Annotated in this window: 15 protein-coding genes; 10 read left to right on the top strand and 5 right to left on the bottom strand. The window is 63.6% G+C overall.

Features of this window, described 5'->3' with window-relative positions; genetic code table 11:
• Positions 1–101: 101 nt before the first annotated feature.
• From EB815_RS19855 to EB815_RS19840, 4 genes are all read left to right on the top strand, one after another.
• Positions 102–1580, top strand: a complete 1479-nt coding sequence (locus tag EB815_RS19855; protein ID WP_056572513.1) for an ABC transporter substrate-binding protein — start codon at positions 102–104, stop codon at positions 1578–1580.
• Between the two features lie 255 nt (positions 1581–1835).
• Positions 1836–2783: an ABC transporter permease gene (locus EB815_RS19850; protein ID WP_056572515.1), complete on the top strand. Its 948-nt coding sequence runs from the start codon at positions 1836–1838 to the stop codon at positions 2781–2783.
• A complete protein-coding gene (locus EB815_RS19845) occupies positions 2780–3649 on the top strand; it encodes an ABC transporter permease (RefSeq protein ID WP_056572516.1) in 870 nt (289 codons plus the stop codon). The genes EB815_RS19850 and EB815_RS19845 overlap by 4 nt, the downstream gene beginning before the upstream one ends.
• Entirely contained in the window at positions 3646–5268 is a 1623-nt protein-coding gene (locus EB815_RS19840) for an ABC transporter ATP-binding protein (RefSeq protein ID WP_056572518.1), read from the top strand. The genes EB815_RS19845 and EB815_RS19840 overlap by 4 nt, the downstream gene beginning before the upstream one ends.
• A gap of 15 nt (positions 5269–5283) precedes the next feature.
• On the opposite strand, the gene EB815_RS19835 is transcribed toward EB815_RS19840, so the two are convergent.
• Positions 5284–5715 carry a TerB family tellurite resistance protein gene (locus EB815_RS19835; RefSeq protein WP_056572520.1) on the bottom strand — a complete coding sequence of 144 codons (432 nt, stop codon included), beginning with the start codon at positions 5713–5715 and terminating at the stop codon, positions 5284–5286.
• 121 nt (positions 5716–5836) lie between these two features.
• On the opposite strand from EB815_RS19835, the gene EB815_RS19830 reads away from it, so the two are divergent.
• From EB815_RS19830 to EB815_RS19815, 4 genes are all read left to right on the top strand, one after another.
• A complete protein-coding gene (locus EB815_RS19830; protein ID WP_056572522.1) occupies positions 5837–6622 on the top strand; it encodes a TSUP family transporter in 786 nt (261 codons plus the stop codon).
• A 52-nt stretch (positions 6623–6674) separates the two neighbouring features.
• The gene (locus EB815_RS19825; RefSeq protein ID WP_081295103.1) at positions 6675–6845 is read left to right on the top strand and encodes a hypothetical protein; all 171 of its coding nucleotides are present in this window, start codon (positions 6675–6677) and stop codon (positions 6843–6845) included.
• 100 nt (positions 6846–6945) lie between these two features.
• Complete coding sequence (locus EB815_RS19820) at positions 6946–7776, top strand: helix-turn-helix domain-containing protein (RefSeq protein WP_056572524.1); 831 nt, start codon at positions 6946–6948, stop codon at positions 7774–7776.
• 127 nt (positions 7777–7903) lie between these two features.
• Positions 7904–8323, top strand: a complete 420-nt coding sequence (locus EB815_RS19815; RefSeq protein WP_056573440.1) for a VOC family protein — start codon at positions 7904–7906, stop codon at positions 8321–8323.
• 152 nt (positions 8324–8475) lie between these two features.
• Here the strand turns inward: EB815_RS19815 and EB815_RS19810 are convergent, their stop codons facing one another.
• Positions 8476–9951, bottom strand: a complete 1476-nt coding sequence (locus EB815_RS19810; RefSeq protein WP_056572526.1) for a cobyric acid synthase — start codon at positions 9949–9951, stop codon at positions 8476–8478.
• Positions 9951–10565 (bottom strand): dimethylsulfonioproprionate lyase family protein, encoded by a 615-nt coding sequence (locus EB815_RS19805; RefSeq protein ID WP_056572528.1) that lies wholly within the window; start codon positions 10563–10565, stop codon positions 9951–9953. The genes EB815_RS19810 and EB815_RS19805 overlap by 1 nt, the downstream gene beginning before the upstream one ends.
• Before the next feature lie 138 nt (positions 10566–10703).
• On the opposite strand from EB815_RS19805, the gene EB815_RS19800 reads away from it, so the two are divergent.
• Positions 10704–11870, top strand: coding sequence for an isobutyryl-CoA dehydrogenase (locus tag EB815_RS19800; protein WP_056572531.1), 1167 nt, complete (start codon positions 10704–10706; stop codon positions 11868–11870).
• Between the two features lie 26 nt (positions 11871–11896).
• Positions 11897–12781 (top strand): 3-hydroxyisobutyrate dehydrogenase, encoded by an 885-nt coding sequence (mmsB, locus tag EB815_RS19795; protein ID WP_056572533.1) that lies wholly within the window; start codon positions 11897–11899, stop codon positions 12779–12781.
• A gap of 280 nt (positions 12782–13061) precedes the next feature.
• Here mmsB and EB815_RS19790 read toward each other — a convergent pair whose 3' ends face one another.
• Both EB815_RS19790 and EB815_RS19785 read right to left on the bottom strand, forming a co-directional pair.
• Positions 13062–13706: a cytochrome c oxidase assembly factor Coa1 family protein gene (locus tag EB815_RS19790; RefSeq protein WP_056573443.1), complete on the bottom strand. Its 645-nt coding sequence runs from the start codon at positions 13704–13706 to the stop codon at positions 13062–13064.
• An 84-nt stretch (positions 13707–13790) separates the two neighbouring features.
• On the bottom strand, positions 13791–14156 hold the full coding sequence (locus EB815_RS19785) for a hypothetical protein (RefSeq protein ID WP_056572534.1): 366 nt from the start codon (positions 14154–14156) through the stop codon (positions 13791–13793).
• Positions 14157–14215: the final 59 nt, after the last annotated feature.

Here is a 14215-nt window from a genome sequence, read left to right as displayed (position 1 = left end):
TCTCCTGGCGCGACGCGACAGCACGAAACGCAATTTACTCCCGCGCCAAATCACGCTTCTATCCGCTGGCTTGAGCATTTGAGCACATGGGGAGTTCAGCGATGAAACTGTGGAAGACCCTTCTGGCCGCTGCCGTGCTGGCGGTCGCAACCGCCACTTCGGCGTTTGCCGCTCGGGCCGATCTTGTCATCGGCATTCCGCTTGAACCACCGCATCTCGACCCGACGGCGGGAGCGGCCGCGGCAATCCGGGAGGTCACCTACGCCAACGTGTTCGAGGGCCTGACCCGGATCGGCCCCAATGGCGAGGTTCTGCCGGATCTCGCCGAAAGCTGGACCATTTCCGATGACGGCAAGGTCTACACCTTCAAGCTGCACGCCGGCGTGAAATTCCACGACGGCGCCGATTTCAGCGCCGACGACGTGAAGTTCTCGCTCGACCGTGCCCGCGCGGAAAATTCCGTCAACGCGCAAAAGCAGCTCTTTGCCGCCATCGACAAGGTCGACGTGGTCGACCCCGCCACCGTGAAGGTGACGCTCACCCACCCGCAGGGCTCGTTCCTCTACAATATGGGCTGGGGCGATGCGGTGATCGTTTCGTCGAAATCCGCCGACACCAACAAGGAAAAGCCCGTTGGCACCGGCCCCTTCAAATTCCAAAACTGGGCCAAGGGCTCGTCGATCACCCTGGTGAAATCAGATCATTACTGGGGCACGCCTGCTTTCCTCGAAAAGGTCGAATTCCGCATCGTTCCCGATGCCGCGGCCGCGGTGCCGGCTCTGCTTTCCGGAGACATCCAGGCTTTCCCCTTCTTCGATCCCGACAGCGTTTCCCAGGTCAAGGATGATCCGCGCTTCAAGGTGGTGGTTGGCGCGACCGAAGGCGAGACCATCCTGTCCATCAACAACAAGAAGCCACCCTTCGACAAGCTGCAGGTCAGGCAGGCGATCTCCTACGCGCTCGATCGCAAGGCGATCGTCGATGGCGCCTCGGCCGGGCTCGGCCTGCCGATCGGCTCGCATATGTCGCCGGCCAACAAATATTATGTCGACCTGACCGGCCGCTATCCGCACGACGTGGCCAAGGCCAAGGAACTCCTCAAGGAGGCGGGACTGGAGAACGGCTTCAAGGCCACGTTGAAGCTGCCGCCGACGACCTATGCGCGGCTCGGCGGCGAGATCATCGCCTCGCAGCTCCGCGATGTCGGCATCAACCTGGAAATCATCCCCGTCGAGTGGGCGCAGTGGCTGGAACAGGTGTTCACCAAGAAGGACTACGACCTGACCATCGTGTCCCATACCGAGCCGAACGACATCGATATCTACGCGCGCAAGGACTACTACTTCAACTACGACAACCCCGCCTTCAACAAGGTCATTGCCGATCTGGAACTGACGTCCGACGAAGCCAAGCGCAAGGAATTGTATGCCGAGGCACAAAAGATCCTGGCCGACGATGCCGTGGTCGGCTTCCTCTACGAACTGCCCAAGGTCGGGGTCTGGGACGCCAAGCTGCAAGGCTTGTGGGAAAACGCCCCGATCCCCGCCAACGACCTGACCAAGGTGAAGTGGAGCGAGTGAGGCTCTCTCGGTTTCGTCATCCTGGGGCAAAGCAGGCGCGCAGCGGCTGCGTGGACCCCAGGATCCATTCCGTGACTTACGAGCGCCCCCGCGGCGCAGAATCTGGGAGATAGCTTTGAAGGTAGAGAGAGGCGACGCTGGCTTTGCACCGTCGCGCCCTTCGATCTCTTTCACAGCATGGATCCTGGGGCCTCCGCGACATCGCTTCGCTCCTGCTCCACCCCAGGATGACGACGCTAGTAGCGTCGACCTCCCATGACAGCCTACCTGCTCAAGCGCCTCGCCATCTCCCTCGCCACGCTGGCGCTGGCTTCCATCGTGGTGTTCGCGGTGCTGGAGATCCTTCCCGGCGATCCGGCGCGGCTGATGCTGGGCATGAATGCGAGCGCCGACCAGGTGGAGCTTCTGCGTAACCAGATGGGTCTCAACGCGCCGCTGGCTTGGCGTTACCTTCACTGGGCCGGCGGCCTGCTCAGCCTCGATTTCGGCCGCTCCTACACCTACTCGGTGCCGGTCATCGACCTCGTTCGTGAACGCTTGGCCGTCTCCCTGCCGCTGGCGCTGATCGCGCTCGCGCTCTCCACCCTCATCGCCATTCCGGTCGGCCTGTTTTCCGCCAGCCGGCGCGGCCGCGCCGGTGACACGATTTCCATGGGCGCGGCACAGCTTGGCGTCGCAGTGCCCAATTTCTGGTTCGCGCTGATGCTGATTTATGTCTTCGCCGTCTGGCTGCGGCTGGTGCCGGCCGGCGGGTTTCCCGGCTGGGGTGCCGGTATCTGGCCTGCGCTGAAATCGCTACTGCTGCCGGCGATCGCCCTTGCGCTGCCGCAAGCAGCGATCCTGGCGCGCGTCACCCGTTCTGCCCTGATCGAAGTGCTGAACGAGGACTACATCCGCACCGCCCGCGCCAAGGGCCTGCCCTATCGCGCCGTACTGTGGCGGCATGCGCTGCGCAACGCCATGATCCCGGTTCTGACCATCCTTGGCTTGCAATTCGCCTTCCTGCTTGCCGGCACCATCATCATCGAGAACGTCTTCTATTTGCCCGGCCTCGGCCGGCTGGTGTTCCAGGCGATCACGCAGCGCGATTTGATCGTCGTCGAAAGCGTCGTCATGCTGCTGGTCGCCGCCGTCATTGCCGTCAACCTCGTTGTCGACCTTTCCTACGCGGTCGTCGATCCGCGCTTGAGAGGCCTGCAATGACCTTGCACCTCGATATCCCCGAGGAGACATTCAGCTCCATTCTGGCCAAGGCGTTCCGAAACACGGCTTTCGTCACCGGCTTCGTCGTCACCGTATTGATCCTGGCGATGGCTTTAGTCTCCTATGTCTGGACGCCATACGACGTGACGAAGCTGATCATTGCGGACAAGACGCAAGGCCCCTCGCTGGGCCACTGGTTCGGCACCGACCATTTCGGCCGCGATATCCTGTCGATGGTCATGGTTGGCGCCCGCAATTCGATCGCCGTGGCGCTGGTCGCGGTCGGCATCGGCATGGGTATCGGCGTGCCGCTCGGCGCCTTTGCCGCGGCACGCGGCGGCTTGGTCGACGAGGTGCTGATGCGCGTCAACGATCTGGTCTTCGCCTTCCCGGCGCTGCTGTCGGCGATCATGATCACCGCCATCTTCGGGCCGGGCGCGGTCAACGCCATCATCGCCATCGGCATCTTCAACATCCCGGTCTTTGCCCGTGTCGCTCGCGCCGGCGCGCTGGCGATCTGGCCGCGCGAATTCATCCTCGCCGCGCGCGCCGCGGGCAAGAGCAGCACGCAGATCAGCGTCGAACATGTGCTGCCCAACATCGCCACGCTGCTGCTGGTCCAGGGCACCATCCAATTCGCGCTGGGTATCCTGGCCGAGGCCGGGCTTTCCTATCTCGGCCTTGGCGCGCAGCCGCCAATGCCGAGTTGGGGCCGCATGCTGTTCGACGCCCAGACCCGCATGGTGGTGGCGCCCTGGATGGCGATCTTCCCCGGCATGGCGATCGTCATCACCGTGCTTGGGCTCAATCTTCTGGGCGACGGCATCGCCGATATTCTCGACCCGAAATCACGGCGGCAGCGATGAGCCTGCTGGAGATCGAGAACCTGTCGTTGTCCATCGGCGACACCCAGATCCTGAAGGACATCGAGCTTTCCGTCGCGCCCGGCGAGGTCATGGGGCTGGTTGGCGAATCCGGCTCCGGCAAATCGATGACCGCGCTGACGATGATGCGTCTTCTTCCCCATGCAGCGCGCGCCACCGGGCGCGTATCGTTCGACGGCATCGATATCCTCGCGGCAAGCGAGGACCAGATGTGCGCGCTGCGCGGCGACGACATCGGCATGGTTTTCCAGGAGCCGATGACGGCGCTGAACCCGGTCAAGACCATCGGCGAACAGGTAGCCGAGGGCATACGCTGGCACACCAGGGCGACGCGCGCGCAAGCCGAAGAGCGGGCGCGCAAAATGCTCGACCGGGTCGGTCTGCCCTCGGCAGAATTCCCGATGTCGCGCTATCCGCACGAACTGTCCGGCGGCCAGCGCCAGCGTGTCGTCATCGCCATCGCCTGCGCCTTGAAACCGAAGCTGCTGATCGCCGACGAGCCGACGACGGCGCTCGACGTCGTGCTGCAGGCGCAAATCCTGGACCTTCTGCGTGACCTCGTCGCGGAGAGCCGTATGGGCCTGCTGCTGATCTCGCACGACCTCGCCGTGGTGACCGAGATGGCCGACCGCATCACCATCCTGCGCCGCGGCGAGGTGATGGAGGCCGGAGACACCGCGCGCACGCTGTCCGAACAACTCCACCCCTACACGCGCCAGCTGGCGCAAGCCTCGATGCATGTGCCGGCACGCGCCAGACGACATGACGCCAGCCAGGGCAAGCCCTTGCTTCAGGTGGAAGGTGTAACCCGCGACTATCGCGGCCGCCGCGCCTCGCTGTTCCGCCGCGCGCCTGACATCCGCGCCGTGGACGATGTCTCGCTGTCGATGACGCCAGGCCAGTCGGTGGCGCTGGTAGGCCGCTCCGGTTGCGGCAAGTCGACGCTCGCGCGCATGATCCTGGCACTGGACCGGCCGAGTTCAGGCACGATCCGGTTTCGCGGCGAAACGATCACCGGCAAGAGCGAGGCCGATTTGAAGCCGGCCCGGCGTGACATGCAGGTTGTCTTCCAGGATCCTTACGGCTCCTTCGACCCGCGCCAGAAGGTCGAGAAACTGGTCTCGGAACCCTTGCATGTGCTGGAGAAAAAACCGACACGCGCCGAGCGCCGCGAGATGGTGGCGCATGCACTGCACGAGGTCGGCCTCGACCAACGCGACATGGAGAAGTACCCGCACGAGTTCTCCGGCGGCCAGCGCCAGCGCCTGTCGATTGCCCGCGCCATCATCACCCGCCCCAAGCTGGTCGTCGCCGACGAGCCGGTCTCGGCGCTCGACGTCTCGATCCGCGCCCAGATCCTCGATCTCTTCGCCGAGCTCAACCAGAAGCTCGGCATCGCCTATCTCTTCATCACCCATGACCTGACCGTCGCCCGTGCCATCACCGACGAGGTGCTGGTGATGCATGAAGGCAAGATCGTCGAGCGCGGCAAGACGCACGAGGTGCTGGACCATCCGCAGTCCGAGGCCGCCAGGGCATTGGTTACCGCGGCCCCCGATTTACACCGAGCGATCGCTCGGAAGATGCAGGAGCAAGGGTGAGCGGGATGACAGCCCCTATTCTTCCGGCTTCACCACATCGACCGGGCTGATGTCGAGCAGGTCGAGCGTGCGGCGCAAGAGGCGCACCTCGCTCTCGGCCAGTTGCGAATCCGCCTTGGCGATTTCCGCCATGTGCCGGGCCAATTGCTTGCGCCGTTCGACGTCGAGATCGCGAAACAGCGCCATCGCTTGCGAGCCGTTGGTCTCGTAGCCGAACTCGTTGAGATATTCGATGACGGCGTCGATGCTGGTTTCCTGGATGCCGAAGGCATCCTTGCAGATGCGGCGGAAGGCAACCATCTCGCTCTCGCTGACCGTTCCGTCGGCCAGGATCATGCGGAAAAGCATCAGAAGTTCGGCCGACAGCACCGGATCGTCCGCGACCTTGCGCACACCGGGGTCGCCGTCGAAGATTGAGCGTATCTGGTCCAGCAACGCGAATGCCATGGGGCGGTCCTTTTCCGATTCCTCTTCAATAGAGTTAGCGCGGAATCGGCCTTGCGCAAACGGGGCCGTCGTGGTCGAACGCCCCGCTATCTCCAGTCTACCAGACATCTCCACACATCAGATGATCGACCTCACCACCCAGACTGTCGCCATGCTCGCCTTGGCCGCCTTTGCGGCGGGCTTTGTGGACTCGATTGCCGGTGGCGGCGGACTGATCACCATCCCCGCACTGCTGCTTGCCGGGCTCTCGCCGGTCGAAGCGCTTGGGACCAATAAGTTGCAAGGCATGTTCGGCTCCGGATCGGCGACGATCCACTATGCCTCAAAGGGTCATGTCGACCTGCGCCGACAATTGCCGTCGGCCCTGCTGGCGGTCGCTGGGGGTGTCGTTGGCGCCTTGCTGGCCACCATTGTTCCGGGCGACCTGTTGCGCGCCCTGTTGCCGCTGGTGCTGATCGCCATCGCACTCTATTTCGCGCTCAAGCCCAATATGAACGATGTCGACCGGGCCGAGCGCCTGTCGCCGTTCCTGTTCGGACTGACCCTGGTGCCGGCAATCGGCTTCTATGACGGCCTGTTCGGCCCCGGCGCCGGTTCCTTCTACATGCTGGCCTTCGTCGCTCTTGCCGGCTACGGCGTGCTCAAGGCGACGGCGCATACCAAGCTGCTCAACTTCGCCTCCAATATCGGCGGCTTCATCGTCTTCGCTGCTGTCGGCGTCATCTCCTGGAAGATCGGGCTGATGATGGGCGTTGCCCAGTTCCTCGGCGCCCGCGTCGGTGCGAGCCTCGCCATGCGCATCGGCGCCAGATTGATCAAGCCGCTGCTGGTGGTCGTCTGCCTGGCGCTGGCGGTGAAACTGCTGGCCGACCCGGCCAACCCGCTGCGCGTCATGATTGGTGTGTGATCACGCGCCTGTTACCATGCCGTTGTTCGAATCATGTTGGAGGAGCCCGGACATGAATCTCAGCGCGCCTACCCAGATTGTTTTCATCATTTCTCTCGTCATTGCCATCATCGGCATTCTCGCCGCCCTTGGCGTTCTCGCCTTTATCCCGCTCGCATCGGTGTGGATCATTCTGATTGCCTACATCGTGCTCGCCGCCGGCTGCCTGATGCGCGGCGCCTGACAAGTCCCCTTGAAGTGGGGACGGAGAGCGCCCGGCCAAAAGCCGGGCGCTTTTGATTCTGACCTTCGGTCTGCTAGATTCCCGAGCAGAAGGATGGCCGATGCCGATCGAGATGCAGCTCCGCAAGGAACAGGACCGCTCCATCGCAGGGCGCTTCGAGATGCGCCGGCGCCTTCCCGATCCAGTGCTTGATGGGATCGTCACCGAAATCTGCGGCTACCGCGAAACGGCACCCGGCCATTTCCGTAATGTCGAATACGCTTCGCTCACCGTGCCGCTGGTGATCAGCTTCGCCGAACCCTTCGCCATCGGCCTCGGCAAGGCGCCCGGCGACAATGACCGCATCGCCAGTTTCGCCGCCGGCCTCTTCGCCGGACCGGTGATGATCGAATCCTTCGGTGCCGCCTGCTGCGTGCAAGTCAACTTCACGCCGCTTGGCGCGCGGCGTTTCTTCGGCCTGCCGATGAGCGAACTGACCGACAGCATGGTCGTCCTCGACGACGTGCTGGGCGCCGAGGGCCGGGCGCTGCGCGAACGGCTCGGCAACGCGCCAGACTGGGCGTCACGTTTCGACCTCGCCGAAGCCTTCGTCACCGCCCGTCTTGCCGGCGCCGCCGAAACGCCGCTCGAAATCGCCTGGGCCTATGACCGCATCATCGCATCAGGCGGTCGGGCCCGCATTTCCTCCATTGCCGAAAAACTGGGCTGGAGCCGAAAGCATCTCGCCGGCGGCTTTTCCAATGCGATCGGCGTCGGCCCAAAGACATTGTCGCGTATCGTTCGTTTCAACCGGGCGCTCGGCCTGTCGCGGCGGCAGGCCGCCGATTGGGCCGACATCGCCGCCGATTGCGGCTATGCCGACCAGGCGCATCTGGTGCGCGAATTCCGCGACCTTGCCGGCGACACGCCGACGGCACTTCCGGTCAGGTAACATTTCTTCAAGACGCGGGAACGGCCTTCACCCAGATTGATGCATGTCGCCCAAAAGTGCGCAGCGGTCTTGGGCGACGACATGCACGAACAAGATTCATCGACCAACCCCGTTGAAGGAGATCGATATGGCCACCAGCAACGAAGCCCCGCGCCTGTACCCTGCCCTGCGCTACAAGAACGCGGCGAAAATGATCGACTGGCTCTGCGAAGCCTTCGGCTTCAGCGTCCGCGCCCGCTATGGCGAAGGCGATGTCGTACACCATGCCGAACTGGTCTTCGGCGCCTCGATGATCATGCTGGGCAGCGCGCGCGACGACGACTACGGCAAGATGGTCGGCGAACCCGGCACCGGCGGCGGCAAATCGATCTATATCGCCGTCGACGATGCCGACGCCGCGTATGCCAAGGCGAAGAAGGCCGGCGCAACGATCATCCAGGAGTTGACGGACCGCGACTATGGCAGCCGCGAATTCATCTGCCGCGATCCGGAAGGCAGCGTCTGGTCGTTCGGCACCTACTGGCCGAAGGCGGGGGATAAGGGCTGAGCTGATCGCGCTGCGAGTTCGAGATTGGCCGGGAGCGCCCCCACCTTCGTCATCCTCGGGTCTGCACTGCGTCGCTACGCTCCTCGCTCCGCCCGAGGATGACGACGCGGGGGCGTTTACGCTAATTGGCAAGGTGGTTCGCCAACAGGCCCCTACCGAGCCAGCCCGAAAATCGCGTCACAGTCGAGATGGGTTTCCAATTCGGCAGCGACCTCGTCCAGCGCCCGCTCGACTTCGGCTCGGTAGTCGATGCCACCGCCCCTGATGCCGAGGCTTTCCAGGAATTTCCCGCGAAAGGCATCGGCGCCGAACAGGCCATGCATATAGGTGCCGATCACCTTGCCATCGGCCGAGATCGCGCCATCCTCGACGCCATTGATGACCGCCGACGGCCGCAGCGTATCCGGGCCGGTGGTACGGCCGAGATGGATTTCGTAGCCTTCGAGTGGCAGGTCGAACTGGACCGAGCGCGCACTGACATTGCGCACGGTTTTCTCCGGCTCCATCACCGTTTCGATATCGAGCAGGCCAAGCGCCTCGGCCTCGGTGACGCTGCCTTCGATCCCGTCGGGATCGCGCACCACACGCCCAAGCATCTGGAAGCCGCCGCAGATGCCGACAATATGGCCGCCACGCTTGCGGTGCGCGGCAAGGTCTCTGTCCCAACCGTTCTCGCGGAATTTTAGGAGATCGCCGATCGTCGACTTGGAGCCGGGAATGACCACCAGTCCGGCGTCCCCCGGCAACGGCTTGCCCGGGGGTACGAACACCACTTCGACCTGCGGTTCGGCTTTGAGCGGATCGAGATCGTCGAAATTGGCGATGCGGCCAAGCATCGGCACAGCCACTTTCAACGCACGCGTCTCGCCGGATGCCAGCCGCTCCAGCACCACCGAATCCTCTGAAGGCAGCCGCGCCGCCGCCTTCAGCCACGGCACGACGCCAAAGCAGCGCCACCCCGTAAAACTGTCGATTGCGTTGATGCCGTCATCGAACAGCGAGACATCGCCACGGAACTTGTTGATGAGGTAACCGACGATCATGCGCCGGTCCTCTTCCGGCAGGATCAGATGCGTGCCGGCTACCGAGGCGATGACGCCGCCGCGATCGATGTCGCCGACCAGCACCACCGGCACATCGGCACGCGTGGCAAAACCCATATTGGCGATGTCGCGGCTTCTTAGATTGATTTCCGCCGGCGAGCCGGCGCCCTCGACGATGACGAGATCAGCGCCCTCGCCGACCTTGGCCCAGGAGTCCAGCACCGCATCCATCAGCCGGCCCTTCAGCGCCTGGTAGTCGCGGGCCCGCGCCTCGCCGAACACTTTTCCCTGCACGATGACTTGCGCGCCGATATCGGTCTGCGGCTTGAGCAGCACCGGGTTCATGTGGACCGACGGCGCGACGCCGCAAGCGATTGCCTGCAGCCATTGCGCGCGGCCGATCTCGCCGCCGCTTTTGCTGTTGTCGCCGGGAATGTCGGCGACGGCGGCGTTGTTCGACATGTTCTGCGGCTTGAACGGCCGCACCTTCAGCCCGCGCTTTTTCGCGGCGCGGCACAGGCCGGCGACCAGCACCGTCTTGCCGACATCCGAACCCGTCCCTTGCAGCATGATCGCCTTGGCCATCAGTTCCGACCCTGCGCCGCGGTTCCGGTGATCGTGGATTTCTGCGCCAGCGGTCCACCGCGCCAGATATAGAGCGCCAGAAGCGGCTCGCTGCCGGTTCGCATGGCGTGGTTGACATTCGAGGCGTGGTGGACGACCTCGCCCGCCTCGCGCTTGCGAAAACCGCCCTCGCCCATGCGCCATGCCGTGCCGCCGGTCAGCGGGATATAGATCTCCTCGGCGACGTGGTGGTGGTCTGGGTAGACGATTTCGGGTCCAAGGATCAGCAGGCCGGCCGCCACCTCATCATTGGCGAAATGGCCGCGCGTGCCGAACAATTCCAGCCAGCCGTAATTGTCGATGAAGGTCTTGCCGAAATCGGCCTCGGTATAGGTCTGCCCCCAATGCGATTCGTAGCGCCGCTGCGCCAGCCATTGGATCAGCGGTTGCGCAGCCATCGGCGCCAGGTCAGCCGCTCGATCGAGATGGCGCAGGCAACCGAGCGCATGCGGCGCCAGCGCGCGCGCCGGCATATCCCAGCCAATGCGCGCGACGGCGCCGCGCACCAGCGCGTCATCCACTGAGGCGAGATAGGCGTGGAACCGTCCCAGCAGCTCATCGAATTTTGTCGTCACATCTTGCTCCGGACATGCATTGGTGCACAGCCGCTCCGCAGCGGGTCGGGTTGCGCGGCGGCATCATTGGTCTAGATTAGTGCGCGCGCAAAGCCAAAAACGACAGGCCAGCAAGCCGAAACCATCAGGGAGCACGCCATGGACGCCGCGGTCGATGCGAGCACCAGCCAGTTCGAACTCAACGAGGAACAGCGTGCCATCCAGGAGATGGCGCAGGCCTTCGCCGCCGACCGCGTCGCGCCGAATGCGCTCGACTGGGACCGCAGGAAATACTTCCCCGCCGACGTGATCCGCGAGACCGGGCCGCTCGGCCTCGGTGGCATCTATGTCAGGGACGATGTCGGCGGTTCGGCTCTCGGCCGCCTCGACGCCGTGCTGATCTTCGAGGCTCTGTCGCACGCCGACCCAGGCTTTTCGTCCTTCATCTCGATCCACAACATGGTGGCCTCGATGATCGACAGGTTCGGTAATGACGAGCAGCGCCAGCGCTTCCTGCCGAAGCTGACCTCAATGGAATGGCTGGCAAGCTACTGCCTGACCGAGCCAGGCTCCGGCTCGGATGCAGCGGCGTTGAAGACGCGCGCGGTCAAGAGCGGCGGCGACTATATCCTCAACGGCGCCAAGCAGTTCATCTCCGGTGCGGGCGACAGCGATGTCTATGCAGTCATGGTGCGCACCGGCGCCGATGGGCCGAAAGGCATTTCCACGATCATCGTGCCGAAAGATGCGCCCGGGCTCTCCTTCGGCGCGAATGAGCACAAGATGGGCTGGCACATGCAGTCGACCCGCCAGGTCATCTTCGAGGACTGCAAGGTGCCGGCGGAAAACCTCTTGTCGGATGAGGGCGCCGGCTTCGGCATTGCCATGGCCGGCCTCGATGGCGGCCGGCTGAACATCGCCGCCTGTTCGCTGGGCGGCGCCCAGTCGGCGCTCGACAAGGCGCTGTCCTATACCGCCGAGCGCAAGGCCTTCGGCTCGAAGATCAATCAATTTCAGGCGCTGCAGTTCAGGCTGGCCGACATGGAGACCGAGTTGCAGGCGTCGCGCATCTTCCTCTATGCCGCCGCCTCCAAGCTCGACCGCAAGGCGCCCGATGCCGGCAAATGGTCCGCCATGGCCAAGCGCTTCGTCACCGACACCGGCTTCAATGTCGCCAACAATGCGCTGCAGCTGCTCGGCGGCTACGGCTATCTGCACGACTACGGCATCGAGAAACTGGTGCGCGACCTGCGCGTTCACCAGATCCTCGAGGGCACCAACGAGATCATGCGCGTCATCATCGCGCGGGCGCTGATCGGCCGCTGAAGCCAGCAAACTCCGGGAGTGAGACAATGACGACGATCGCCTTCATCGGCCTCGGTAACATGGGCAATCCAATGGCCGCGAATCTGGTCAAGGCGGGGCATCAAGTGCACGGCTTCGACCTCGTGCCCGAGAATCTGACGATCGCGCGCGAGCATGGCATCGTCGTCATGGCCAACGCGCCGGCGGCGGTGAAAGACGCCGATGTGGTGATCACCATGCTCCCGGCCGGCAAGCATGTGCTCTCGGTCTATGAGGACATCGCGCCCAAGGCGAAGAAGGGCGCACTGTTCATCGATTCCTCGACCATTGATGTCGAATCGGCGCGCAAGGCGCATGCGCTCGCTGCGAAACACGGCCTGCCCTCGATCGATGCGCCCGTCTCGGGCGGCACCGGAGGTGCCACGGCCGGCACGCTGACATTCATGGCGGGCGGCTCCAACGATGCCTTCGCCGCCGCCGAGCCGATCCTGAAGCCAATGGCCGGCCGCATTGTCCATTGCGGCGGCGACGGTGCCGGCCAGGCGGCGAAGATCTGCAACAACATGATCCTCGGCATTTCGATGATCGGCGTCGCCGAAGCCTTCGTGCTGGCGGAAAAACTCGGGCTGTCGCATCAGGCGCTGTTCGACGTCGCCTCGACATCCTCAGGCCAATGCTGGTCGCTGACCACCTATTGTCCGGTTCCCGGCCCTGTGCCGACCTCACCCGCCAACAGGGATTACAAACCGGGCTTTGCCGCGGCCCTTATGCTGAAAGACCTGAAATTGTCCCAGGAGGCCGCACTCGGCGCTGGGGCGGTGACCCCGCTTGGCGCCGAGGCGGCGCAACTCTACGCCCTGTTCAGCGCCCAGGGCCATGGCGGCGCCGATTTCTCCGGCATAATTAATTTTCTCAGGGGTAACCTAGCGTAACCAACGGATTTGACAGACTTTTCCGGACTCCTCCTGCAGAAAAACCGCAAATTTAGATTTGCTTAAGCTCTCGATAACTCCGCGGTAACGATGTCGGTATAAAACTGATCGTGAGGTGGACATATCGCATCCGCCCGGCGCTCCGGATCAGGTCTCGCGTACCGGAGCCCGTAAGTTTCGCCAAGTGTTCGAGTAGCGAAGCGCCATGCGTATCTGGCAAAGCCGCGTTCCGATGGAGCGCGGTTTTTGCATTTGTGCACCGCTCAATCCAGGCCGACATCTATATTCCGATCGCCGCGTTCGGGATTGGCACGTGGTCTTCGTTGATCAGCACGATCGGCGCATCCACTCCATCAACCCTGACCACGAGCAGGCGCATGCTCCAAGTGCCGGCATTGCGAACCAGATGGGAAAACACGGTGCCTTTGCCCTTGGCGCCGTGGACGGGAATACTGAACTGGGCGTCGCCCGTCCCATTCGCGTTGACGTTGAGATGGCCGCCGACCCAGAAATTGTCGATCACGTCGTCGCCAATGGCAGCCTTCACACGGGTGTCGGCGCGAATGGCATCCATGGTCATGTGGTAGGCGTCATTGCCCTTGAGCATGAAGGGGATGCTGCCGACCATCGTCGCACAGCCCCCGATACTGACCACCCAGACGGCAAGGCCGGCGATCGCCCAGTTGCGCTGCGTCTTGCGGAACTGTTCCGCGTCGCGCCAGGCCCGGTTCTGCCACGCCCAGCGGCTGCCTCGCGCGCCGAGCACGATGATCACGATGAGGTTGACGACCGGGATCAGCGCCAGCAGCGCGATGAAAGTGCTGTTGCCTATACCCCAGATCCAGTTGAGGAAGAAGGCGCCCCAATTCCAGCGATCGAGTTCGGGCGGAATTTCAGCGGGCTGGTTGAGCGGTTGTCCGGCCATGAAATCCCCCATCGGTGCGTATACCGATCGGTTCTAGCGCATGATCCCGACAATGCGCAAAATCAAAGTTCCGCAGGGCCTATTTCAAGCCTTTGACGAAAGCCGGCGAAAATTCGCCTTCACCGCACGGCTGGCCGGCTTCAGCCCGGCATTGATCGACCGTTCCGTCGCGACGCCGTTGAACAGCGACGGCGTGCGACCGGAAAGGAGTTCCGGCCAGAACCGCGATGCGGACTGCAGGACAGACATTTGCGCCGCGAACACGCCCTCGGCGATTGCGGCGGTCTTCTCGTTCACCGCACGGGCGGTTTCGGTGCCCCAAGGCTGGCTGCTGCCCGCGTCCATCGCCATCAACGGCATGCGCATCATCGCCACCAGCGGCGCCAGCATCAGGTCGGCGCCGATGTTGGCTGCTTCTTGCGCGCGTCGACTCTTGCCGGTTTTTCTCATGGAAATGAACCCCTTGTCGCAGCCAGGCTGGCCGCTGCCTCACACACTACGCGCGGGGG

Source organism: Mesorhizobium loti (assembly GCF_013170705.1).
GTDB classification, from domain to species: Bacteria; Pseudomonadota; Alphaproteobacteria; order Rhizobiales; family Rhizobiaceae; genus Mesorhizobium; species Mesorhizobium loti_D.
Note: the sequence above shows the minus strand (reverse complement) of the source record. Positions and strands in the feature narration are given on the sequence as shown.